Origin of the sequence: Methanobrevibacter millerae (genome assembly GCF_001477655.1) — an archaeon.
In the GTDB taxonomy this organism is placed as follows: domain Archaea; phylum Methanobacteriota; class Methanobacteria; order Methanobacteriales; family Methanobacteriaceae; genus Methanocatella; species Methanocatella millerae_A.
In genome coordinates this window covers 1,927,040-1,951,574 of the sequence record NZ_CP011266.1, presented here as the reverse complement: position 1 = coordinate 1,951,574, position 24,535 = coordinate 1,927,040, and the positions used below count along the sequence as shown (strand labels likewise).

The 24,535-nt window shown below is 31.3% G+C and carries 28 protein-coding genes and 2 tRNA genes; 23 read left to right on the top strand and 7 right to left on the bottom strand.

Features of this window, described 5'->3' with window-relative positions:
- Positions 1–17: 17 nt before the first annotated feature.
- The 5 genes from SM9_RS08680 (at position 18) to SM9_RS08660 (ending at position 2,602) form a co-directional block, all read left to right on the top strand.
- Entirely contained in the window at positions 18–638 is a 621-nt protein-coding gene (locus tag SM9_RS08680; RefSeq protein ID WP_058739769.1) for an HVO_0476 family zinc finger protein, read from the top strand.
- A 12-nt stretch (positions 639–650) separates the two neighbouring features.
- Positions 651–1,925, top strand: a complete 1,275-nt coding sequence (locus SM9_RS08675; RefSeq protein ID WP_058739768.1) for a tRNA (N(6)-L-threonylcarbamoyladenosine(37)-C(2))-methylthiotransferase — start codon at positions 651–653, stop codon at positions 1,923–1,925.
- A gap of 204 nt (positions 1,926–2,129) precedes the next feature.
- Positions 2,130–2,330 (top strand): histone family protein, encoded by a 201-nt coding sequence (locus tag SM9_RS08670; RefSeq protein ID WP_058739767.1) that lies wholly within the window; start codon positions 2,130–2,132, stop codon positions 2,328–2,330.
- A gap of 124 nt (positions 2,331–2,454) precedes the next feature.
- A tRNA-Val gene (locus SM9_RS08665) sits at positions 2,455–2,526 on the top strand.
- Between the two features lie 3 nt (positions 2,527–2,529).
- Positions 2,530–2,602: transfer RNA gene (locus SM9_RS08660), tRNA-Phe, on the top strand.
- 101 nt (positions 2,603–2,703) lie between these two features.
- Here the strand turns inward: SM9_RS08660 and deoC are convergent.
- A complete protein-coding gene (gene deoC / locus SM9_RS08655; RefSeq protein WP_058739766.1) occupies positions 2,704–3,429 on the bottom strand; it encodes a deoxyribose-phosphate aldolase in 726 nt (241 codons plus the stop codon).
- 70 nt (positions 3,430–3,499) lie between these two features.
- Complete coding sequence (locus SM9_RS08650) at positions 3,500–5,155, bottom strand: tRNA uridine(34) 5-carboxymethylaminomethyl modification radical SAM/GNAT enzyme Elp3 (protein ID WP_058739765.1); 1,656 nt, start codon at positions 5,153–5,155, stop codon at positions 3,500–3,502.
- A gap of 91 nt (positions 5,156–5,246) precedes the next feature.
- Here SM9_RS08650 and SM9_RS08645 point away from each other — a divergent pair, with 91 nt between their 5' ends.
- Positions 5,247–5,534 (top strand): PRC-barrel domain-containing protein, encoded by a 288-nt coding sequence (locus SM9_RS08645; protein WP_058739764.1) that lies wholly within the window; start codon positions 5,247–5,249, stop codon positions 5,532–5,534.
- A 16-nt stretch (positions 5,535–5,550) separates the two neighbouring features.
- Positions 5,551–5,847: a DUF2098 domain-containing protein gene (locus tag SM9_RS08640; RefSeq protein WP_058739763.1), complete on the top strand. Its 297-nt coding sequence runs from the start codon at positions 5,551–5,553 to the stop codon at positions 5,845–5,847.
- An 8-nt stretch (positions 5,848–5,855) separates the two neighbouring features.
- On the opposite strand, the gene SM9_RS08635 is transcribed toward SM9_RS08640, so the two are convergent.
- Entirely contained in the window at positions 5,856–7,937 is a 2,082-nt protein-coding gene (locus SM9_RS08635; RefSeq protein WP_058739762.1) for a DEAD/DEAH box helicase, read from the bottom strand.
- Between the two features lie 118 nt (positions 7,938–8,055).
- Here SM9_RS08635 and SM9_RS08630 point away from each other — a divergent pair, with 118 nt between their 5' ends.
- The 16 genes from SM9_RS08630 (at position 8,056) to SM9_RS08555 (ending at position 21,862) form a co-directional block, all read left to right on the top strand.
- A complete protein-coding gene (locus tag SM9_RS08630; RefSeq protein WP_058739761.1) occupies positions 8,056–8,316 on the top strand; it encodes a thioredoxin family protein in 261 nt (86 codons plus the stop codon).
- A 28-nt stretch (positions 8,317–8,344) separates the two neighbouring features.
- Complete coding sequence (cbiD, locus tag SM9_RS08625) at positions 8,345–9,421, top strand: cobalt-precorrin-5B (C(1))-methyltransferase CbiD (RefSeq protein ID WP_058739760.1); 1,077 nt, start codon at positions 8,345–8,347, stop codon at positions 9,419–9,421.
- A complete protein-coding gene (locus tag SM9_RS08620) occupies positions 9,418–10,488 on the top strand; it encodes a glycosyltransferase family 4 protein (protein WP_058739759.1) in 1,071 nt (356 codons plus the stop codon). The genes cbiD and SM9_RS08620 overlap by 4 nt, the downstream gene beginning before the upstream one ends.
- Positions 10,488–11,354: a shikimate kinase gene (locus tag SM9_RS08615; protein ID WP_058739758.1), complete on the top strand. Its 867-nt coding sequence runs from the start codon at positions 10,488–10,490 to the stop codon at positions 11,352–11,354. The genes SM9_RS08620 and SM9_RS08615 overlap by 1 nt, the downstream gene beginning before the upstream one ends.
- A gap of 118 nt (positions 11,355–11,472) precedes the next feature.
- Complete coding sequence (locus tag SM9_RS08610) at positions 11,473–11,808, top strand: chorismate mutase (RefSeq protein WP_058739757.1); 336 nt, start codon at positions 11,473–11,475, stop codon at positions 11,806–11,808.
- Positions 11,801–11,998: a 30S ribosomal protein S17e gene (locus tag SM9_RS08605; protein ID WP_058739756.1), complete on the top strand. Its 198-nt coding sequence runs from the start codon at positions 11,801–11,803 to the stop codon at positions 11,996–11,998. The genes SM9_RS08610 and SM9_RS08605 overlap by 8 nt, the downstream gene beginning before the upstream one ends.
- Before the next feature lie 178 nt (positions 11,999–12,176).
- Entirely contained in the window at positions 12,177–13,400 is a 1,224-nt protein-coding gene (locus SM9_RS08600; RefSeq protein WP_058739755.1) for an aspartate kinase, read from the top strand.
- Positions 13,397–14,287 carry a 4-hydroxy-tetrahydrodipicolinate synthase gene (gene dapA / locus SM9_RS08595; RefSeq protein WP_058739754.1) on the top strand — a complete coding sequence of 297 codons (891 nt, stop codon included), beginning with the start codon at positions 13,397–13,399 and terminating at the stop codon, positions 14,285–14,287. The genes SM9_RS08600 and dapA overlap by 4 nt, the downstream gene beginning before the upstream one ends.
- A 9-nt stretch (positions 14,288–14,296) precedes the next feature.
- The gene (gene dapB / locus SM9_RS08590) at positions 14,297–15,118 is read left to right on the top strand and encodes a 4-hydroxy-tetrahydrodipicolinate reductase (RefSeq protein WP_058739753.1); all 822 of its coding nucleotides are present in this window, start codon (positions 14,297–14,299) and stop codon (positions 15,116–15,118) included.
- A gap of 8 nt (positions 15,119–15,126) precedes the next feature.
- Positions 15,127–16,176: an aspartate-semialdehyde dehydrogenase gene (gene asd, locus SM9_RS08585; protein ID WP_058739752.1), complete on the top strand. Its 1,050-nt coding sequence runs from the start codon at positions 15,127–15,129 to the stop codon at positions 16,174–16,176.
- 230 nt (positions 16,177–16,406) lie between these two features.
- Positions 16,407–17,564, top strand: coding sequence for a coiled-coil domain-containing protein (locus SM9_RS08580; protein ID WP_058739751.1), 1,158 nt, complete (start codon positions 16,407–16,409; stop codon positions 17,562–17,564).
- A gap of 227 nt (positions 17,565–17,791) precedes the next feature.
- Complete coding sequence (gene thsA, locus SM9_RS08575) at positions 17,792–19,405, top strand: thermosome subunit alpha (protein ID WP_058739750.1); 1,614 nt, start codon at positions 17,792–17,794, stop codon at positions 19,403–19,405.
- A gap of 31 nt (positions 19,406–19,436) precedes the next feature.
- Positions 19,437–20,450: an adenosylcobinamide amidohydrolase gene (locus SM9_RS08570; RefSeq protein WP_058739749.1), complete on the top strand. Its 1,014-nt coding sequence runs from the start codon at positions 19,437–19,439 to the stop codon at positions 20,448–20,450.
- Positions 20,451–20,503: 53 nt separating this feature from the next.
- Positions 20,504–20,731, top strand: a complete 228-nt coding sequence (locus SM9_RS08565; RefSeq protein WP_058739748.1) for a PRC-barrel domain-containing protein — start codon at positions 20,504–20,506, stop codon at positions 20,729–20,731.
- Complete coding sequence (gene pyrE / locus SM9_RS08560) at positions 20,731–21,252, top strand: orotate phosphoribosyltransferase (protein ID WP_058739747.1); 522 nt, start codon at positions 20,731–20,733, stop codon at positions 21,250–21,252. Before SM9_RS08565 ends, pyrE begins: the two co-directional genes overlap by 1 nt.
- Positions 21,253–21,259: 7 nt before the next feature.
- Positions 21,260–21,862 carry a stage II sporulation protein M gene (locus SM9_RS08555; protein ID WP_058739746.1) on the top strand — a complete coding sequence of 201 codons (603 nt, stop codon included), beginning with the start codon at positions 21,260–21,262 and terminating at the stop codon, positions 21,860–21,862.
- A gap of 39 nt (positions 21,863–21,901) precedes the next feature.
- Here the strand turns inward: SM9_RS08555 and SM9_RS08550 are convergent, their stop codons facing one another.
- Genes SM9_RS08550 through SM9_RS08535 form a run of 4 tightly spaced genes read right to left on the bottom strand, consistent with a single transcriptional unit; the run spans position 21,902 to position 24,340 of the window.
- Entirely contained in the window at positions 21,902–22,405 is a 504-nt protein-coding gene (locus SM9_RS08550; protein WP_058739745.1) for a MogA/MoaB family molybdenum cofactor biosynthesis protein, read from the bottom strand.
- A 40-nt stretch (positions 22,406–22,445) separates the two neighbouring features.
- Positions 22,446–22,745 (bottom strand): helix-turn-helix domain-containing protein, encoded by a 300-nt coding sequence (locus SM9_RS08545; RefSeq protein WP_058739744.1) that lies wholly within the window; start codon positions 22,743–22,745, stop codon positions 22,446–22,448.
- On the bottom strand, positions 22,745–23,548 hold the full coding sequence (locus SM9_RS08540) for a helix-turn-helix transcriptional regulator (RefSeq protein WP_058739743.1): 804 nt from the start codon (positions 23,546–23,548) through the stop codon (positions 22,745–22,747). Before SM9_RS08540 ends, SM9_RS08545 begins: the two co-directional genes overlap by 1 nt.
- Positions 23,549–24,340 carry a helix-turn-helix transcriptional regulator gene (locus tag SM9_RS08535; RefSeq protein ID WP_058739742.1) on the bottom strand — a complete coding sequence of 264 codons (792 nt, stop codon included), beginning with the start codon at positions 24,338–24,340 and terminating at the stop codon, positions 23,549–23,551.
- Between the last annotated feature and the right edge of the window lie 195 nt (positions 24,341–24,535).

The following is a 24,535-nucleotide window of genomic DNA, read 5'->3' as shown; positions in this document are numbered from 1 at the left end:
TATTAAGGAGGCATAATATGGAATGTCCTATTTGTGGTTCTGATGAACTTGAAATTTTAAATTCAAAACAGAAAGAATCTAAAAAGAAATTTACAGAGGAATATCTTTTAAAATGTTTTGATTGCGGTCATGTTTTTAAAGATGTTGTTTCTGCAAAAAAACCTAAAAATTATCGACTTATTATTTCAGAACAAAATAAATCTCATAAAACAACTATTGAATTATCTCCAAGTGATGAATTGAAAGTTGGAGATATTTTGCTTTCTGATTTGGGTCAAGTCGAAGTATCAAGTATTGAAGTGGATGATACTCGAGTTAATAAAGCTTTGGTTGAAAATATTGAAACGATATGGGCTACATCAATTGAAATTCCTGCTCGTATTGGTTTTTCAGTTGATTTGCATGGTAAAGTTGATTCATATAAATTGGATTTGGAAAGGGATTTTGAAATCGCTCCTGGTGATGTTGTCAAAATTGAGAACCATATTGTTAAAGTTCATGTTATCAAAACTGATGAAAGAAAACTTACATCAGGATTTGCTAAGGCAGGAGTAATTAAAAGAGTTTATTCAAAACCAGTCAAATTCAATAATTATGATTATGATTTAACCTCGAATATTTTCAAAAAAACTGGTTAGTGTGATTATTATATGAAAGTATATATTGAATCCTATGGTTGTACGTTTAATAAAGCTGATGGCCAAATTATGGCAGGTGTTTTAAATGAAAATAACATTGATTTAGTTGATAATATTGATGATGCTGATGTTGTCATTGTAAATACCTGCTATGTTAAGTTACCTACTGAAAATAAGATTATTTATAAAATTCAACAATTGCAGGAGAATTTTCCCGATAAAAAAATTATTGTTGGGGGATGCATGGTCGAAATTGATCCTGAAAAGTTGAACAATATCGGGCCTGATTGCAGCTGGATTGGACCTCATCAATTAAACAAAGCAGCAGATGTTGTAAAACAAACGTATTGTGGTGAGGTTGTACGGGAATGTGGTCTTTCAAAAGAAAGTAAAGTTGGTGTTGCCAAAGTTACTGATGATAGTTTAATTCATATAATTCAGATTTGTGAGGGTTGTTTGGGTGCTTGCACTTTTTGTTGTACTCGTTTTGCCCGAGGACCTTTGAATAGTTATCCTATTGCAGATATTGTTGAAGAAGCCAAGTTAGCTATTGAAAATGGGGCTTGTGAAATACAGCTCACTGCACAGGATACTGCAGCATTTGGTCGGGACACTGGTGAAAAGTTATCTGATTTAATAAAAGAAGTGGCTAATTTAAAAGGAGATTTTCGAGTTCGTGTTGGAATGATGCATCCTAAAAATATTTTAGATGATGTTGATGACATAATCGATGCAATAAAACAACCCAATGTATATGATTTTATTCATTTGCCTATACAAAGTGGGAGTGATAAAGTCCTAAAGGAAATGAGGCGTGGCCACACTATCGATCAATATCTGGATATTGTCCGCAAATTCAAAAATGAAATTCCCAATTTGACACTGGCTACTGATATTATTGTTGGCTATCCTACTGAAACTGATGATGATTTTTTAAAAACTGTTGAATTGTTGAAATGTGTTAAACCTAGTTTGATTCATTTATCTAAATACCAGCACAGGAAAGGTGCAATTTCTTCATCACTTAAGGAAATTCCTCATGAAACTATGAAGAAACGTTCTAAATTTTTAACTCAAATTAAGAGTGAAATAACGATGGAAGAAAATAAGGAATTGCTCCATTCTTATCAAACTGCGTTGGTTGTTGAAAAAGGTTCTAAAGGAGGATTCATTGCTAAAACAAATTCTTATATTCCTGTGGTTGTTGATAATGTTAATTTAGGAGATTTTGTTCGTGTAAAAATAACTCATGCAACGGCTACTTACTTGAAAGGGATTGTAGAATGAGATAATTTTTAACTTTTCTTAAATTGTCATTTTTATTATTTTTTATAAAGTTTTGTCTTTATTCATCTATTTTTTTTATTATTGTTTTGTATTAATAAAATTATTACTTAATAGCTTGGTGGTTAATATATAACTAAAATTTAGGCCTTTTTTCCAAAACATTTATATACTATGCTTTACTACAATTTATTTGGAGGTGAAATAATGAGTGAATTACCAATTGCACCAGTAGGTCGTATCTTAAAAAATGCTGGAGCTCAAAGAATTAGTGACGAAGCTAAAATTGCATTAGCTGAAGCATTAGAAGAAAAAGGTGACGAAATCGCTAAAAAAGCAGTTAATTTCGCACGCCACGCTGGTAGAAAAACTGTAAAAGCTGAAGATATCAAATTAGTTATCAAATAGGCTTTTTACTGTTATTTAAAATCTATTGGCCATTTTTCTTGGTCAATTTATTTTATTTTTTTATCGGTTCTGTAAATTGCAAACTTTTATATATTACTTTTGATATATTATAATATGTTGTGCAGGACCGGTGGTCTAGGGGTATGATTCCTCTTTGACGTGGAGGAGATCACGAGTTCGAATCTCGTTCGGTCCATGTGCCATGGTAGTTCAGATGGGAGAACGCTAGACTGAAGATCTAGATGTCGCTGGTTCAAGTCCGGCCCATGGCATTACTAATTTTTTATTTTTTTAAAATTTTTTCATTATATGCTTATTTTATAAAAAAATTTTTGGTGTTATAAAAAATAATAAAAATGGTGATGTGTTCAATTTATTTTTTTAAGGTTATTGGTTTAGGTTTGATTTGTGTGTTTTCTCTTAATTCCTTGTATTTGGATACAATTTGATATCCATTATTTGATGCAATTAAATCTGCACCTGCTGTTAATACTTGGTGTGCCATTTTCCAGATGTCTATTCCATCATATACCTCAATTTTTGTTTTTGGTGCATATTTCTGGAAGATATTGATGTCATTTACAATTTCATAAATGTGATTTGGAGTTAAAAATCCTGTTGATGTTTTAATATAATCCACATTGGCATTTTCTAATCTTATTACAACGTTTGCTTTTTGTTCATCTTCAAGGATTTTACTTTCAATAATTACTTTCAGTGTTGTATCACCTAAGGCTTCTTTTATTTGTCTTGCCTCATCTTCAATCAAATCATATTTTTCGCTTGCTACATGATTTAAATTGATCACGGTATTCACTTCGTCTGCTCCGTTTTCGACTAGGGATAATGCCTCGCCAACTTTTGATTCTGTATTTTCAAATCCTAACGGGAATCCTATTACACTACCCACTCTTACATTACTGTCTGCTAAAATCTCTTTAGCTAATGGAACATATGTTGGATTAATTGTCGCTGTATTGAAGTTTAATTCTTTTGCTTGATTTAAGAATTCAGTCATTTCAGCTTCACTAATCATATTACTTAGATTTGTGTAATTGATGACACTTGCTAAGTGTTTTGAATTTTTTATTCTGTACATATTACCACTCTATTTTTTAATTGTTTGTTAATATACGAATGAAACTATATATAATTTTTGTCTTGATTTTTTAGATTAATTTTTTTGCCATATATGGGCCTTTTCTTTCATAACCAAATTTTCGGTAGTAATTTCTAGTTCCAATACCACTAATGATGGCTATTTCATCTTTATCATTATCAATAGCCAAATTTTCAGCTTCCATAAGTAATTTTTCACCAAATCCTGTATGTTGACCTATTGATGGGTTTTTATCTCCGATTTGGATCATGTTTCCATAAACGTGAAGTTCACGGATAAGGGCAGTTTTATCTGTAATTTCCGGTCTAAAAGTATTTTGGGATGGTATTCTGAATCGTAAAAATCCTGCAATACTTTCTTCATTTTTATCTTCAATGGAAATGAATGTTTCTTCACCGCCACATGCCGTATAAGATTCTTTAAATAATCTGAAATCCTCTAAAGCATAATTTTCATTGGTTTTTTTATGCCCTATTTCACGACATCTGATGCACTGGCAGTTAATGTGATTTTCATCTAATTTGTTGTATACGAGTTCTCCAAGGTTTGATTTTTGAACTCCTGCCTCAATGAGTGTAGAAGGAATGTCTCTTTGAATTCTCATTGTCCTAACCCATTTTGGAAGTATTTTTTTAATTTCAACAATCAAATCAACTGCTTCTTCATCATTATATGGTCTGTAAATGCCTTCCTGCCACATATCATAGATTTCACTACCTTTTGTAACAAGGCATGGATAAATTTTAAGCATATCTGGCTTGAAGTTTTCATCGCTAAAAAGTTGTTTAAACATTTTTAGGTCTTCTTTCTGGCGAACAAATAATCCAGGCATCATGTGCATTGCTACTTTAATTGCCGAATCTCTTAAAAGTTGATTGGATTCAATCACATCAGCAATTGTGTGTCCTCTTTTGACTTTTTCATATAGCTTGTCAGATAATGTCTGTACACCCAATTCAACTCGAGTAACACCAAAATCAAGCATTCTATTGATATGTTCTTTTTTACAGTAATCGGGTCTTGTTTCAAATGTCATTCCAACGCATCTGACTTTTGAATTCTCATTAGCCAGCTGGATATCTTCTATTAAAACATAATCGTTAGGGGGGTAAGTTTTCACCACATCCTTTTCAAATTCTCTTATTAGTTTCTTATTTATTTCAAATTCAGCATTGTTGTCTAATATTAAACCAAAATCAGTCATTGCCTTAAGACATTGTGATACAAACCACTCCTGATAGCACAAATCTCTTGATGGAAATGTTCCACCCATTATAATTAGCTCTACTTTATCAATGGGATGTCCAATTTTTTTAAGTTGGGCTAGTCGGTTGAAACATTGTACATATGGGTGATATTCAAACATTCTGCCTCTAAGTGCAGCAGGTTCTTCTCCAGTATAGCTTGGCGGAGCAATATCACTTTCCGGACAATAAAGACATCTTCCATGGGGACATTTGTGTGGATGACACATTACCGCAACTATTGCCACCCCAGATTTTGTTCTTGTAGGTTTTTTCTTTAAAGTATCTGAAACAAGTTCCTTTTCTTCTTCACTGGCATATTCGAGAATATCTGCATTGCTCATAAATCTTGATAATTTTAATTCACGACAAAGTTGTCTTTTTCGAACTTCCAAATCACGTCGAGTGGATATTTTACCTTCAATAATATCATCAATTATGATTCGACATGCATCTTTCATTAATTTCACCTATTTCTATTATATATAGTTAATTTTATATATGGGTATGTTTTAATAGTATATTAAAATATATTTATATGGAAGCGATAAAATGCGTGCAAAACAATTTTTCGGAATTACTGTATTAGATAAAAAAGTAAATGAAGTAGGTAAAGTAGAAGATGTTGACATCGATACTGAAACAGGTAATATAACCACCCTTATTGTATCATTACAAAAAGGTATTTTATCTAATGATTTAATTGAAGTTGGATATGATAAAATTGCTACTATTGGAGACTGCATTCTCTTAAACACTGAAATTTCTAAAGAAGAAGAAAAAGAAGAAGCTGACGAAGAAGACCCTAAACAAGTCACTATTGAAGTAGAAGACGAATAAATTTTGAGGTAATATCATGGCATTTGATGCTCGTGATAAAGAAATTTCAATCGATGATCATGTTCGTTATGTAGATACGGGAACTGTAGGTAAAGTTCTTGATACAAAAACCGAAGATGAAATCGGTTGGGTTTTAATTGATAAGACTAATTTATGGTATAAATCTAAATTAGTTGAAATTCTTGATGAAAAAGATATTAATATTAAGAACACGCCAACAGGTCGTGACATTGACATTGAGGATCTTAAAGAAAAAGCTGCAAAATTAGAGAACATGGAAATGGATTCTAGTGTTGCAGAAGGTGGAGGATAATCCTCCCCTTAATAACTATCTGCAAACTGTTTTATTTTTTTAGATAATGTTTCACCGATACCATCAATTTGTTGTAACTCTTTTTCACTGACGGATTTTAAATCTAGGCCAAATATTTTTTCAATATTTCTAGCTCTTTTTCTTCCAAGACGTTTTACACCTACAACAAGAGGAATTATATCTTGTTTAACGCCATAGTAAAGTCTTGCAGACAGGTAATCATAATCTTTTAATTTGGAATAATCCCCTAAGACTTCAGAAGTATTTTTGGCAAAACGAATAAGTCTTGATGCTTCATAAGCAGTTCTTCTGGTTGATGCAGAATAAACACTATACTTATTTTCTATTTCAAATTCATTTCGTTCATTAATCCATTCAATTAATGAAACTGTTGTCGCTTCAGGATTTCCAATGTCTACTGCGAAAAGCCCTACTTCAGACATTTTTTCACGAACGGGGTCTTTATTTTTCCTGCCTTTAAATGTTATTAATGGCAAGTCTGGCGTTTCAGCAAGTGCATAGATAAATTCAGGAATATTGAATGTATCCATTGATGAAATGTATTCTTTAATTTTAACAGCAGTTTCAACAGTATAATTTGATTTTGCTATTAAATTTCCGAAATCTGTTGTCTTAAGTCCATCTGGGGTTGCCCTAATTATTCCGTTTTGAAGTAAGAATTGGAGTGCATTTTCAAGTTCCCATTTTAAACTGTCTGATGCGAATAAGGACATTGATGGATTATTGTTCATTTGGTATCCGTATAATGTTTTTTCAAAGAAATCAATTAATTCGTCTAAATCTTTGGACAATGTCGATGCAATTTGTGCTATGATTTGTTTATAAATAGCATCCTTATTGTCAATTAACTTGGAATTGGTTAATTCAATTTCGCCGTTTATAAAATGTTCTTCTAATTCAAAGGCTTCATCTGCGGTTTTGGCGATGAGATAAGAATATCCTGTATCATCGTATTGTGGTCTTCCTGCCCGACCAGACATCTGTTCATAGTCAAAGACAGGGATGAGTTGTGGGCCATTGCTTGTCCAACGTGTTGTATCTCTTATCGCAACAGATTTTGAAGGCAAATTAACACCATACATTAAACTTGGTGTTGCACTTATCATCAAAATATTTCCTTTTCTGAATTCATCTTCAATGATTTCTTTTTGTTCATTAAAAAGTCCTGCATGGTGAAATGCAACTCCTTTCTCTGCAGCTTCAGCTAATTTTACACATGTTGTTGTTGGAAGTGAACCTTTATTTTTAGGAACTTCTAATAGTTTATTTGCAACTTCTTTGAATGTTTTCTTTTGTTCTTTTGAAAGTTTTTTATTTATTTTTTTAGCAACATATGTGGCTAGACTTTCGGTAAAACGTCTGGTGGACACGAAGGATAATGCCTGTGAATTATCTTGCATAGCTTTTTCAACAATCTTGACAATCACATCATTCTTATTTTTTGTATTAAACATTTCAGCATCTAAAACTTCTTTGTTTAAAGGCACTGGTCTATAGTCATGTTCAATACATGTTCCTTCAAGCCAACCTTCAATTTCTTCAATGTTTCTAAGGGTTGCAGAAAGGGCAATTATTCTCATGGAGGGATTAATAATTTTGGCTCTAGTTATGGCCGCTTCTAATGTGGGGCCTCTTGTGTATTCTCCGATCATATGGAATTCATCAATAATTAAAGTATCAACATCACGAAGAGTATCCCATGAAAATCGTGTAAGAGCATCAAATGACTCAAAAACCATCACTGATAAATCTGCACTTGACGGATGTTTGCCCACGCTTATTCCATGTTCTTCAAATGCTTTAAATTCCTGTACTTTTTCATTTTGAATAGATAATAACGGTGCTGCATAAACTGCTTTTCCTTTGTTAAGTATTGTTTTTAGAGCAGGCAATACTCCTAAAACTGTTTTTCCACTTGCCGTTGGAATACAAATAATATAGTTTGAATTATCATCCAGATATCCAGATTCAATTACTGCTTTTTGTGCGGGATTGAACTCCTCAATATATGGGTATGCACTATTTATTATTTTTTTAATATCTTCAGGTAAATTTTCCATTTTAATCATTTAAAATATTGTTTTTTTACATATATAATATATTATGTGAGAGCATTTGATAACAAATATTTATAAATACTATAATTAATATAATAGTTACAAAATAGAAATTTTATAGGTAGATAATATGGCAATCAAAGTTGAAGTATTTAAAACTGATTCATGTCCACACTGCCCTGCTGCAGTAAGTGCTGCTGAAAGTGCAAAAGCTAAGTTAGGTGATCAAATTGATGTTGAAATAGTTAATGTCAACGAACCTGCCAGCATTGATAGGGCTAGAGAATATCAAATTATGGCTGTACCAACTGTTGTAATTGATGGAAATGTTGAATTTATTGGTGCACCTAGTGACAGTGACTTAATTGACAAATTAGAATCTTTATTATAGATTCTTTCTTTTTTTTCTTTTTGTAAAAATGACTGATGAAAATTATACTGGTGTTACAACAGGAACTGTTGCAACTGCTTGTTCTCTTGCAGCTATTGATGCTATTTTAGATTCACCAGATATTGTTTGTGTTAATGTTGAGACTCCCAAAAAGACATTGGATATACTAATTGATGAATGCTGCAGGTTGTCAGATTCATCTGCATATGCTGTGGCTCATAAAAATCCTTATAATGATCCTGATGTTACAGTAAATTTGGATATTGTTGCTAATGTTGAATTAATTGATTTTGCTAGTGAAAAAGTTATTATCACTGGTGGTGAAGGAGTTGGCATAATAACAAAACCTGGTCTTCAAATTCCTGTGGGAGATTATGCAATAAATCCCGTTCCACGAAAAATGATTAAAAAGAATTTGGAAGATAAAGTGCCAGAAGATAAATCTGCTAAAGTTACTATTTCTATTCCTAAAGGTCGTGAAATTGCTCGAAAAACCATGAATCCTAAATTAGGTATTATTGATGGTATTTCTGTTTTGGGAACAACGGGTATTGCAAGATCCATGTCCAGTGAAGCATATAAAAATTCTATAGTTACTCAAATTGATGTTGCAATAGCATCGTCTTTGAATGATTTGGTTTTCGTTCCTGGAAATATTGGTGAAAAATTGGCATTGAAACGATTGGATATTACTAAGGAACAAATTATTCAAACTGGTAATTATGTCGGGTTCATGTTTGAGGAGGCTAAAAAGAGAGGGATTGATAAATTCACATTTTTTGGTCATATCGGAAAACTGATAAAAATCGCCGGAGGCATATTCAATACAAAACATGCTATTGCAGATGGTAGACGGGAAATAATGATTACTCATGCTGCATTATGTGGCGCTGAAAAGGATATTCTGGAAAAATTATATGATTCGGCCACTACCGATGATATGTTGGATATATTGACTGAAATAGGTCTTCAAAAAGATGTGGTCAACAGCATTGCAGCTGCCATTAAACAAAGATGCATGTTACGTTTTGAATTGGATTTGGATGTTATTTTAGTAGATATGGAAGGTAATTATTTAAACGATAATATGGAAGGATTTTTATGAAAATAGCGATGGTTGGTCAATTTCCACCTCATTTTGGTGGTGTAGGTGTTCATATTCACACATTATCAAAAGAACTTGTAAAACTGGGTCATGAAGTTTATGTAATAACTTATCCTCATGCTGATTTGGCAGACATCGATGGAATTCATGTTATAGGTACTAAAGGTATAAATATTCCAGGAATTAGGGGTTTGATGTTTAAAAGAAATGCTAAAAAAGCTTTAGAGAAATTGCTGAAAGAAGTGGACATTGATATTGTTCATGGCCATTATCTGTTTCCTGCAGGTGCTGCTGCAGTTGAGGTTGGCTCAAAGCATAAAATTAAAACATATGTGACTGCCCATGGATCAGACATGTTTGAAATGTATAAAAAACAATCTTTCATGCGACCATCCATTAAAAATGTTTTAAAAAAGGCAGATGTTGTTTTTGCAGTAAGTAATGCATTAAAACAAGAAATATTGGCCACTGGTGTAGATGGAATATCAAATAAAACAAGGTTGTGCTGGAATTCTGTAGATATAAATAAATTTTCTAAAGACAATAAAAATTTACTTGATAATCACGGTAAGCCAATTGTATTGTTTGTTGGTAATATTATTAAACGTAAAAATGTCAATTTGATTTTAGAAGCTAAAAAACAGTCTAAAACTGATTATGAACTGGTAATTGTTGGGGACGGTCCTCTTAAGAAAGATTTGGAGAATAAAGTGAAAACTGAAAATATTTCTGATGTTCGGTTTTTAGGCTCTAGGAGGGATGTGGAAAATATAATTCCTGGATGCGATGTATTGGTTCTTCCATCATTTTCTGAAAGTTTTGGATTGGTATTGATTGAGGCATTGGCTTGTGAAAAGGCTGTCATTGGAAGTGATGTTGGTGGAATCTCTGAAATAATCACTGATGATGTTGGTTTATTAATTGACCCTAATGATTCTTCAAGTTTATCTGATGCAATCGATAAGATAATTGGGGATGATGGATTTAGGAATAAATTATCTTCTAATGCAAGAAAAAGAGCTATTGATTTTAGTAAAGTTGAAATTCCTTATGATGAGATGAAATAATGATTAAAAAAGTTAAATGTCCAGGATCCGCTACAATCATCAATGCAATAGCAACAGGTTTCGGATCTGCTTTTGGAATTGGTCTTAATATTGAATGCGAAGCTAAATCCATTGGTTCTGGAATAAAATGCTATAATGATGTTGGAGCAAGTACTGATTTAATGGATTTGTGTGTAAAGAAAGTCTTTGAAAAGTATGGTATTGATGAAAATAATTTTGGATTGGAGCTAAAAACAAAATCAACACTCCCTATGGCATCTGGCCTTTCAAGCAGTAGTGCTTCATCTAATGCTGTTGTTGCAATTTCATCTAAAATAATCAGTGATGAATTTAATTTAAATCCATTGTCTGATTTGGAAATTATAAATTTGGCTATTGATGCATCTATTGAAGCGGGTGTTACTATCACAGGTTCATTTGACGATGCGACCGCATCATATTTTGGGGGCGTTGTTGTAACGGATAATAAAAATCGTGAATTCATAATTAAAGAAAAGATGGATGATTATAAGATACTTGTCTATATGCCTAATTTCATTTCAAAATCTGGAGATAGTGATGTTAATCGTATGCGTGTATTGGCTCCTCTTGTTGAAATTGCATTTGATTTTGCAAAAAATAAAGATTATTTCAAAGCTTTAAATTTAAATGGTCTTCTTTATGCTTCTACATTAGGCTTTGATTCTTCCATAGCTATTGATGCTCTTCAAGCAGGAGCAATAGCCTCAGGACTATCAGGAACTGGATCATCATTTGTTGCTGTTTGCAATGAAAACAGTGTTGATGATGTAAATGATGCATGGTCTAGATTAGAAGGCAGGGTTTTACAAACTAATGTTGACAATGACGGTTGTGTCTTTTTATAATTTAATTTTTTCATATTTTTTTAAAAATTTAATTTTCAACTAATATTATGCCATAGTTTATATACTATGATTGTTATAAATTATATTATTATCATTATTATCAAATTTTGGTGATTTTTTGAATAATAAATATGAGATTAAATCTTTTAATAATGAAAAAGAAGCTAAAGATCTTTTAAAAGAATCTAGAAATCGCATTGATGAGATTGATAATGATTTATTTAATTTAATTTGCCAGAGAACTTCATTTGCAGTTGATATTGCTCTTGCAAAAGAGTATTTGGGCATGCCAATTTATGATAAAGGTAGGGAAGATGCAATTCATGCAAAAATTAAGAGGTTGTCTGATGAAAACGGTATTGATAGGGATATAATCGATCAAATCGTTAATATGCTAACTATATTAAGTAAAAATGAGCAGAAAGAAATTTTGAGGAGGAATGTTGATGGGTAATATTAGAACTTCATTTGTTAAACGTTTAGCAAGAGAACTTATAGAAACTCACAAAGGTGTTTTCACTACTGATTTTGAAGAAAACAAAAAATTAGTATCTGAATATTCTACTGTAAGTACTAAACATTTAAGAAATAAAATTGCTGGTTATGTTACTAGACTTGTTAAATTAGAACAAGCTCAAGAATAACTTTTATGCATTTTTATTATTTTTTTATATACTTTTTTTAATAATTTAATTTTTTTCATGAAAATCTTTTTTTAAAAGTTTATTAATATCTTTTAACATAATTATATATCGTATTTTTAAATATCAAAAAATTATTATTAAACTATTGAATAGTTTTAAGAAATAGGTGTGAATATTAATGGATTTAATAGTAGCAAAATTTGGTGGAACATCGGTTGGTGATGGTTCCAGAATTAAAAAAGCGGCTCAGTCCGTTGTAAATGAATATATGAAAGGTAAACAGGTGGTTGTTGTAGTTTCTGCTGTCAATAAAACTACAGATGATCTTATTGGTTTGTCAAATGAAGCAATTGGCAGTAACTTAACTGACAATCAAAAGGCAGAAATTATGGCTATGGGAGAATTGACTAGTTCTAGGTTATTCTCTGCTACTGTTGAATCATTAGGTGTAAAATCTCAATTCATTGATCCATATAATGAATTATGGCCTATCATGACTGATTCAAATGCTTTAGAAGCTAAAATTGATTTCGCTACTACTAATAAGATGTTTAAGGGCATTGAAGAACTTTTAAATCAGGGTATTATTCCTGTAATCTGTGGATTTTTAGGAAAAGGTCCGAGCGGAGAAATTACAACACTTGGTCGTGGCGGAAGTGATGTGTCTGCATTTTTAATTGGACATTGTTTAGATGCTAATGAAGTTATAATTGTAACTGATGTTGAAGGAGTAATGTCTACTGACCCTAATAAAATTGAGGAAGCTGAATTATTAGATGAAATATCTGTTGAAGAAATGTGGGATTTAGCCACCCATGGTGCTCAAGTCTTACATCCTCATGCATTAAAATATAAAGATCCATTAATAAGTGCAAAAATCATTAATTTTGCATATGGTGATTTGTCCGTTAAAGGAACACGCATTACTGGTCCTTTTGAAGGAGACATGACAAAATCCGTTTCACTTTATAAAAATCCTATTTCTCTTATAGCATTAGTTGGGGATGGAATGCTTAAAAAATCAGGCCTTTTAGCTAAATTAACTGCATGTCTTGCAAGCAATAATATTAACATATTTGGCATTTCAGCCGGACAAAATTCAATGACTGTATTTGTCGAAAAACAAGATTCACAAAAAGCTTATCGTTTATTGCATACTTTAGTAATTGAAGATGATGTATTCAGTTCACTATCTCTGGCAGAAGATACATCAATGATTACGATAGTAAGTCCGGATTTTGCTGAAGAAACTCCAGGAATCATTTCAAAAATTACAGAACCGTTAAGAAAAAATCATATTAATATAATAGAAATATCTTCATCTCAAACAGCTATTGTTGTTTATGTGAAATTAGAAGATGGTAAAAAAGCATTTGAATTACTTAAAGAGGTTTTAGAATGAATTTTGAAGGAACTTATGTTGCGATGGTAACTCCTTTTGATGAAAAAGGATATATTGATGAAGAAGGTTTTAGATTCAATATAAATTATTTGATTGAAAAAGGTGTGAATGGATTAGTTGGGGCTGGAACTACTGGAGAATCAGCTACGATTACTCATGAAGAACACAGACAAATTATTGAAATTTTGGTTGATGAAGTGGATGGCAGAGTTGAAACTATTGCAGGTACTGGAAGTAACTCTACAACGGAAGCCGTTCATTTAACAAAATATGCAAAAGATGCCGGTGCTGATGCTGCACTTGTTATAACTCCATATTACAATAAACCTCAACAGCATGCTCTTGTTGAACATTATAGGGCTCTCGGGGAATGTGATATTCCGGTAATTGCTTATAATGTGCCTTCACGTACTGGAATAAATATGGATGTTGAAACTATTGTTGAAATTGCAAAAATTGAAAACATCGATGCAGTTAAAGAGGCAAGCGGAAGTGTTGATAAAGTATCTGATATTTACAGAGCACTTACTCTTGAAGGTCTTGAAGATGATTTCAACATATTGTCTGGTGAAGATTCCTTAACATTACCGATAATGGCTGTTGGAGGAACTGGAGTAATCAGTGCATCTGCTAACATAGATGCAAAAAGAATGGTTTTAATGGTTGATAGCATATTAAATGATGATTATACTCGTGCTTGTGAACTTCATTATGAAATGTTGGATTTAATCAGGGCATTATTCATTGAAAGTAATCCTGTCCCTGTAAAAACTGCAATGGGTATTATGGGTCTTCCTTCAGGACCTTTAAGAGAACCATTAGCTCCAATGAAAGAAGAAAACTTGGAAGTTCTTAAAAAAGCATTAAAAGATTCAGAATTAATTTAAGGTGATTTGATGATTAAAGTTGCAGTGACTGGGGCTGCTGGAAGAATGGGCTCCGGTATTATTAGAAAAATTACAGAACAAGAAGATATGGAAGTTGTTGCAGCTATTGAAATTCCAAATTCTCCATTGGCTGGTAAAGATGCTGGTGTTCAGGCTGGTGCCGGAGAGCTTGGTGTTGAAATTGTTGGTTCAGAAAAATTGGAAGAAACTTTAAAAGCAACAAAACCTGATGTATTGGTCGATTTTACAATTGCCCCTGCTGCTGTTGAAACTATTAAAACAGCTACTGCTTGTGGTGTCAATATTGTTGTTGGAACAACAGGTTTCACTGAAGAACAGATGGCATCAAACATTAAAAATGTTGAAGACAATAAGGTTGGTGCAGTAATTTCATCAAATATGGCTATTGGAGTAAATGTATTTTTCAACACATTAAAGAAACTGGCTCCATTATTATATGATTTTGATATTGAAATTATCGAAGCTCATCACAATCAGAAAAAAGATGCTCCGTCAGGAACTGCAATGACCGCATTTGAAGTAATTGCCGAATCATTAGGACGTGACCCTGAAGAAGTTGGAGTTTACGGAAGACAGGGTATGGTTGGAAAAAGAACTCCTGAAGAGATAGGCATCCATGCAATACGTGGTGGAGACATTGTTGGTGATCATACTGTATTGTTTGTTGGTGATGGTGAAAGAATTGAAGTTAAACATCAAGCACATACAAGAGAAGTATTCATAGCCGGTGTAATTAGAGCTATTAGATATGTGCCTACTGCTGAAAAAGGTGTTGTTAGCAGTATGAATGATGTTCTAGGTTTAGAATAGGTGTTATTATGGTTAATGTAGGTGTACTTGGTGCTACTGGAATGGTAGGTCAAAGATTTATTCAATTGTTGGATAAACATCCTGATTTTGAGCTTACTGCTCTTGCAGCTTCTTCACGTTCTGCGGGTAAGAGATATGAAGATGCAACCACATGGTATCTTGATGATGAAATGCCTGAGTCAGTAAAAGATATTGTTGTATGTGAAACAAATCCTGAAGATATGGATAATGATGTAGATATAGTATTTTCATCACTTCCTACCGAATTTGCTGCTAAAGTTGAAAAAGACTTTGCAAAAGATTATGTTGTTGCAAGTAATGCCAGTGCTCATAGGATGAAGAAAAATATTCCTTTAGTTATTCCAGAAGTCAATCCTGAGTATTTAGACATGATTGATGCTCAGCAAAAAGAAAATAACTGGGATGGATTTATAGTAACCAATCCTAACTGTTCAACTATTGCTTTAACTTTAACATTGAAACCTATTGTGGATAATTTCAATGTTAACTCAATAAGAGTATCAACTATGCAGGCAGTATCTGGTGCAGGTTACAATGGTGTTCCATCAATGGCCATTGTTGACAATCTTGTTCCTTACATAGGCAGTGAAGAAGAAAAGATGGAATCTGAAACCTTGCACTTATTAGGTTCTTTTGATGGTGAAAAAGTCAATGATGCAAATTTCAGATTAAGTGCATCATGTCATAGGGTTCCTGTAATTGATGGTCATACCGAGGCAATATTCATTGAGTTGGATGATGACTTTGACATTGGTGATGTGAAAGATAAAATGGCAAATTTCAAAGCATTGCCTCAAGAATTAAATTTATTCTCAGCACCTGAAAATCCAGTCATTGTCAAAGAAGAAATGGACAGGCCTCAACCAAGAATGGATAGAAATGCTGGTAATGGTATGTCTGTTAGTGTTGGTAGGTTAAGAAAAGACCAAGCTTTTGATAATAGTTTTAAATATGTTCTTGTAGGGCATAACACTATTCGTGGTGCTGCTGGAGCATCAGTATTAAATGCTGAGTTAATTAATGAAAGAATACTCTAATTTAACTCATTTATTTTTTTATTTTTTCTATTTTTTTCTATATTTTTCAACTGGTTTCTATATTTTTTTAGTTTCTATTTTTGGTTTATTTAATGGTTTAATTTAAATAGTATAACATCAATATTTAATATTAGATAAATATAGTGTATGGTATAACATAATTTTTAAATTTAAAAATTAATCATATGCAAATTTCAATATTGAGATAAATTTTAAGTTAAGGGATAGAAATGGTAAATGGAATAGATGCTGAAAAAGAGACTTTACAGTCTTTAGTCAGATCTTGTTTATTAGAGTTAAATAAACTTAAATTCGATTTAACACAATTGGAAGTGGAGAAAGCTAATGATAACTCTGCTTCACGCATTAGAGAGCTCGAACAAGATATTGTTGACAAAGAAAAAGAAGTTTCAGTTATTAAATTTAAAGCAGAAGAGGAAGCAAATCAATTACGAAATCAATTAAATGAGAAAGATTTATTAATTAAAAATCAGGAAGATAGGATTTATGAACTTGATTATGTAAATAATTCTTTGGATGAAATTAAAACTTATTTTGCAGAACAATTGAAAGATTATAAGAAAAATGAATTGTCTGAAGTAAATGAAAGATTGAATGAATCTTATAAAAGCATTGCTGAAAAGGATGCGCAAATAAATAATCTTTCAAGAACCATTGATGATTATAAAATACAGGTCATCAAATTGGAAAATGATGCTGGTGCTCAACAGGAGATTATGGAACTCCAAAAGCAATTAGAGCTTAAGGATAGGGAACTCCAGCAAAAAGATAATGAGATTACTACTATTGACAATGAAATGATTTTGTTAAAACAGCAAACTATCCCAAAACAGGATTATGATAATTTAGAAACACAATTTAAAAATGAAATTGCGGCAATGGATAATGAAATATCCAATTTAAAAGAACAATCTATCCCTAAAGAAGATTATAATAGCCTTAAACAATTATTGGAAAATGAAGTTGCTGCAATGGATAATGAAATTAATTCTCTAAAAGAAAATTCAATTCCTCGTGAAGAATATGTAAGTCTTCAAAACTATTTGGAAAGTGAAATTTCTGTTCGTGATAGTGAATTAAAATATCTAAAAGAGCAAAGTGTCCCTAAATCAGATTATGTTGATTTACAAAATCAACTTCAAAATGAAATCAACGCAAAGGATAATGAACTTAAATTTTTAAAAGAGCAAACTGTTTCACGTGAAGAGTTTATTAATCTCCAAAATGAATTGATTCGTAAAAATGATAAAATTAAAAGATTGGAAGAAATTAATGCTTTCTTCAATGAACTCCAAGAGGAACAGGAATCTTATGAAACTATTGAAAGAACTCCTCCTTTCAAATTAGAGAAAAAACAACATAGATAATTTTTTATCTATTCTTTTTTTATTTATTTTCTGTTTATTTTCGATTCAACTTTTTTTAATTGTCTTATCATCATCTTTTTCTTACAAAAATTTACTAAATAGTAAAGTATTTATATAACCTTAAACTCATGTTATATGTAGAAAGGTTTATTCAACACTATATCTTATTTTTCATGTTGATTTTTAAACTGATCTAATTATTTATTAAAATTAAAAAAGGTGATTAAATGGCACAAGGTGGACAACCAATTTTTATTTTACCTGAAGGAACTAACAGATCCATCGGTAGAGACGCACAAAGAAATAACATTTTAGCTGGTAAAGTATTAGCTGAAACTGTAAGAACTACTTTAGGTCCAAAAGGAATGGACAAAATGTTGGTGGATGGTCTCGGAGACATTGTTGTAACCAACGATGGAGTAACTATTTTAAAAGAAATGGATATTGAACATCCTGCAGCAAAAATGCTCGTAGAAGTAGCAAAAACCCAAGAAGATGAAGTTGGAGACGGAACTACTACTGCAGTTATTATTGCTGGTGAATTATTAAAAAAATCCGAAAGCTTATTAGATTCAGACATTCACCCAACTATCATTGCAATGGGATACAGAAAAGCAGCTGAAAAAGCTCAAGCAATCTTAGATGAAATTGCAATCGATGATGTTGACACTGAAACTTTAACTAAAGTAGCTATGACTGCTATGACTGGTAAAGGAACCGAAGCAGCACGTGAACCATTAGCAAAATTAATCGTTGAAGCTGTACAAAAAGTTGCTGATGATAAAGTTGTAGACATTGACAATATTAAAATCGAGAAAAAAGATGGTGCTGTTGTCGAAGAATCCAACTTAGTTGAAGGAGTAATCATTGACAAAGAAAAAGTACATCCGGGTATGCCATCTGAAATCAAAGATGCAAAAATCGCTCTTGTCAACACTCCATTAGAAGTTAAAGAAACTGAAGTTGACGCTGAAATCAGAATCACTGACCCTGCTCAAATGCAAGCATTCATTGAACAAGAAGAAAACATGATTAAAGACATGGTTCAAAAAGTCGCTGATTCTGGAGCTAACGTTTTATTCGCACAAAAAGGTATTGATGACTTAGCACAACACTACTTATCCAAAGCAGGTATTTTAGCTGTAAGAAGAGTTAAAAAATCTGACATTGAAAAATTATCCAGAGCTACCGGTGCAACCGTTATCTCTAACTTAGATGATTTAACCTCAGATGACTTAGGTCAAGCAGGAATCGTCGAAGAAAGAAAAATCTCTGGTGAAGACATGATCTTTGTCGAAGAATGCAGTGCAGCTAAATCCGTAACCTTATTCGTAAGAGGTAGTACCAAACACATCGTTGACGAAATCGTAAGAGCTATCGAAGACGCTATCGGTGTAGTGGCAGCTACTGTTGAAGATGACCAAGTTGTTGCTGGTGGAGGTGCTCCTGAAATCGCTATGGCTAAAAAACTCAAAGATTATGCAGAATCTATTTCTGGAAGAGAACAATTAGCTGTAAACGCATTTGCAGAAGCATTAGAAATCGTACCTAAAACCTTAGCTGAAAACGCAGGTTTAGACAGCATTGACTCCTTAGTAGATTTAAGAGCCGCTCAAGAAGACAGCTTCTACATGGGATTAGATGTATTCACTGGTGAAGTAGCAGACATGAAAGAAGCTGGTGTAATTGAACCAAAACGTGTCAAAAAACAAGCTATCCAATCTGCATCTGAAGCAGCTGAAATGATTTTAAGAATTGATGATGTAATTGCATCCTCTGGTGGAGCAGACGACATGCCTATGGACCCAGGTATGGGCGGAGGTATGCCTCCAATGATGTAAATCTAATTTACATCTTTTCTTTTTTTATTTTATGTATAACGACAGACTTATTTTTAAGACTTCAACATCTGATGAAGTGTATTATTTCAAAGACTCTATTTTTATTAAATTTAATAATCGGCACAACACTATTTCTAATTCTGTTTTAAATGGCGGAATAAAAAATAATTTGGAATTCGTTTTTAATCATCATTTATCTCAAGAAAATATAAATTATTTGGAAAATCATGATTTATTTGATTATTTAATCCGGTTATGTGATGATTTAAATTTTAATCCTAAAATGTCATCAGGTCTTGTCACATTAGCTAAAATGAGAAATGTGTCAATAGTGACTAAGAAATATAAGAAATTGGAAGTCGTTGCCATTACAACTGCAGGAGTTCGTGTTAATGCAGTTTGCGCAGGTGATGATGCAGGATTTTATGAAGAAAATGGTGAATTTAAACCAGGAACCATTAATACAATTTTGCTGATAAATTCAAAATTGAATGATAATGTATTGGCAGAGGCTTTTATGGTGGCTAGCGAAGCTAAAACTGTGGCTTTAAATAATTTGAAAATACCTTCTCAATATTCTAATAATTTTGCAACAGGCACGGGCACTGACGGTCTTATAATTGCTTCTAATTTAGATTCGAATAATGTAATTACTAATGCAGGTAAACATTCCAAATTAGGTGAAATAATTGCTAAAAGTATCATTGAGTCTATACATGTAGCAATTAAAAAACAAGTTTGGATTACTCCAAATTCACAATCTAATGTTTTGGTATTATTAAATAGATATAAGTTAGATATCAATGAATTTTATGATGGCTTAAATCAAAATAAACATAAGTTCATTTCACAGCTAAAAATCGATTCTAAAATTCAGGAAAATATTGCCATAACTTCTTCAATTTTAAATTTAATAGATGATTTTAAAAAGGGCATTATCAATAAAAATACTGCCTTTGATTTATCTTTTAATCTTTTGGAGGGCTGTGTTGGAAATACTGTAAATTATTTATTGTTGTTCTGGATAGAAAAATTTTTAGGATAAAAACAAATTTATTTAAATTAATAATTTAATATTATTTTATAATAGGTGATTTTATGAGAACAAAAGAATTATTCAATAAAGAAGTTTTAGATGCGAACATAAATATCATAGGTAAAGTTCAAGAAATTGTTTTTGATGAAGATACTTTTGAAATAACTGATTTGGTTATTAAGAAAATAGGATTCTCAGAACAACTTCGTGACAGTGAAAATGTTGTACCGGTAGAACTTGTAAAAGCTATTGGTGATAAAGTATTACTCAAAAGTGATGATGATTTATAATGCCATCTAAAGACTATTTAATCAAACTATTAAAAGAAAATGAAGTTTTCCTCAGAGGAGATTTCACTTTGTCATCAGGTAAAAAAAGCGACTATTATATCAATATGAAAAAAGCAATAACAGAACCTGAGATATTATCCACTATTGCAAAATTAATCACTGAATTGATTGCAGAAGATGGAATTGATAAAGTTGCTGGTCCTGCTTTGGGTGCAGTTCCTATTGCTACTGCAGTCTCTCTTGAAAGTAAAACTCCATTATTGATGATTCGTAAGGAAAAGAAAGGATATGGTACATCTAAATTAATTGAAGGTGAATTGAACTCCGGCGATAATGTTATTGTTGTTGAAGATGTAACAACTACTGGAGGATCTCTTCTTAAAGCCATTAAAGCTATTCAAGAAAATGGTGGAAATGTAACCCGAGCTTTTGTTGTCGTCGACAGACAGGAAGGCGCTATTGATGCATTTGAAAAAGAAGGAATTAAACTAGAACCCTTAATAACTGTTGATGAATTTTAGTGATATGATGGAATTATTTACAAAGAAATTTATAAAAGGATATTTTTCAAGAAATAAGAAATTAATACTCCTTTCTTTGGTAATTCTGATTGTGTTCGTTATCATTGGTGCCATTGCAGGTAATATTTTTGCTGGAGAAAAGTATGGTATGATTTCTAAGATGATGAGTGAAACCAATAAATCAATTTCTTATTCGGATATTGCTGGTGATGCTGTAGGATTATTTACGCATAATTTGCTCGTTGACTTGGTAGTTTTTATTGGTGGAATTTTATTTTCAATAATTTCTTTAATTCTAGTAATATTTAATGCTGTTGCTATCGGCGCACCTTTTGGCGGTGATTTATATTTCTCTATGGTATCGATTTTTCCCCATTTCATTTTTGAATATATGGGCGGAAGCGTATTTGCATTAACGGGTGCATTTTTGATTACGAAGTTAGAAATCAGTGCCATTAAAAAAAGAAGTGTTAAAGAAGCTTTTTTGGATTCATATGTTCTAAAAGATATTATTTTTACTTTAATTCTAATGGTGATTTTCTTATTGGTTGCAGCAATTATCGAAGCATATGCTACTCCAATGATTACACTTATTGCATTTGGCAAGTAATAAAAAAAATATAATGATGGATTTTAATCCATCAAAAATTTATTTTTTTGCATGATGAACAATATGTGGAAGTTCATCAATTATTATGTTTAGAGCCGTTTTAACAGCATTAGGTGATCCTGGCATGGAAAATATGCAACATTTTTTATAAACACCTGCAGTAGCACGTGAGAGAAGTGCTCCTGAACCAATTTCTATATATGATTGATGTCTAAAAATTTCTCCAAAACCATCAATTTTTTTATCAAATAATTTTTCAACACTTTCAACGGTTATATCTCTTTCACTTAGTCCGGTACCTCCATTTGTTAGGATTACATCGACATTGTTGTTTATCATTTCATCAATAGATTTTAAAAGATCATCTTTTTCATCTTTTATAATCTCTCTTGATTTTACAGTATATCTCTTTTTAAGTTCATTTTCAATATAATCTCCTGATAAATCTTCTTTTTTATCTCTGCTATCACTTAAAGTGATAATTCCGCATGTAATATTGTTGGAAGATTCATCTTGATGTTGTTTGGTAGTTTCACTTTCCATTTAATCACCTAATTTTTATCATTACAAAATCTATATTTAATTAATCTATAATTAATTTTTTTATCTCTTCAAATGATTCTTTTTCATTTATTAGGTTCTGTTTTGCCACATAAAATGTTCCATATTTTGATGGCATTTTATTAATCAAATCATATTTTAGCATTATTTGAAAATGGTAATATGCGGTATTGTAGCTAATATGAAGTTCATTTGCCATTTGATTGGAATTATATGGTCGAATAAGTAACTTTTCAATAATTCTTGCACAGTTTTTTCCACCTTTTTTCTGTAAAAGAATTATTTTTAATGCTTTTTGGGTTTCATTTTCTTCAATATACATTATATCATTTCCATGTATCTTTGAAAGAGATTTTTGCTCCATTTTATGGCATTTTCATGTTTATCTATGATAATCTGTGAATCATCATAATGATTGTCATTAAAGAATAATGTCAGTGCCATAAATTCATTTGAAAATGTTAAAAATATCTTCGGATTTTCAGAGATTTCTATTATTTTTGTTTTTTCATTTTCTATCAATGATTTTTTTAGATACCTATTCTTTTTCATCGTTTTCAGTATTTCTGTATTTATTAGTATTGTCAATCTTTTCAAATCATCATTTTTTAATAATTTAATCAAATATTTAAAATGATTTTCTGAGTATATTGGTAGTATAATGTTTAGTTCATCTGCTGTTGAAATTAGTTGTATGTATGTATTAAATGCATTAGATAAGTCGCTTGTTGTTGATGAAATGAATTGGGCATCTTTCAAGAGATATAATTTATTTAAAAAATTTTCTGGAATACCACTCAGGTCGTGGTTATTCCAGAACACTTTGTTTTTTTCGATAGCATACCAATTATCAATTAGTTTAATCATGTTTGTTGCTAGTAAATACCCGTTTGATGTTAATGAATAATATTTTCTATCTTTTTTAATAAGATTGTTTTCTTCCAATTCCTTTAAACCATGCAATATTGTTGCAGATGGTTTTTTTAGTTCGTCCCTGATTTCATTAAGATTTTTTTTATTAGTATATAAAACAATAAGGATTAATGTACGCATTGAAGATGTCAAAAGATATTTGACATTTTTAAATTCCTGTGGTTCATTTTCTTTTAAAGTACTTGAACTCATTTAAATCACTCTTTGTTTTATATTTTCAAATAAGTTGTTCGCCCAGTTTAGGGAGTCTTCGGTTGTGGAATTTAGAATTCTGTTTTGATCATAGCTGCCATCATTTTTAAATAATCCTAAATTCATGGAATCATCACATATTAATAAATAAATATCTAAGTTTCCATTAAAAATATGCATTTTTAAAGATCCATTTCGAACAGATTTATTTTTCAGATCTTTATCGATTTGAGACAATAATCCTTGAAAGATATTCTTTTCCATTATCAATTCGATTTTTCCGTTATTTTTTAAGATATTTTCAATTAATAATGGATAGTCCGGATGAATATATGGGAGAATTCCCTTTACGTTTTTTGATATTTTAAGTTGATTTTTGATATTATCATGTGTTTTATAAATATCGATAGGATTTGTCTCAATTAATTTTGATTCATATAGTTGTGTAATATTTTCTATTAATTCATTGTTAATATTTTTGATATCATGCTTATACCAAAAGCTGTTGAAATTTTTAATGACATCAATGCTTTTCTTAAATTCCATCAGTTGGTTGAAATAAAGTTTTGTCATAGGTGTCATTGTATAAATTCTATTTTCTTTAATAACGTGCTTTTTGTATTCTAGTTTATTTAGATTATTTGACACGGAACTATAAGCCATTTTAGTTTTATTAACAATTTCTTTAATTGTTTGGGGTTTATCATTCAATTCAGTTAAAATCTTTAATCTAATTTCTGATTTGACGATAAACATTATGTCTTTTTGTATGTATTGTTCATTCATCATCATTTTTATCACAGCATTAGTTTTTGCATATTATTGAAATATGTTTATAATATTATTTTTTACTATGAAATTTAAATAAATATATGAAACTTTTATGAATATTCTATGAAGTTTTTATGAATATTCTATGAAACTTCCATGAAAGTCGGGTAATATGGTTTTTACATATTTGGCTGTTTTATATTCGTAATTAATTTA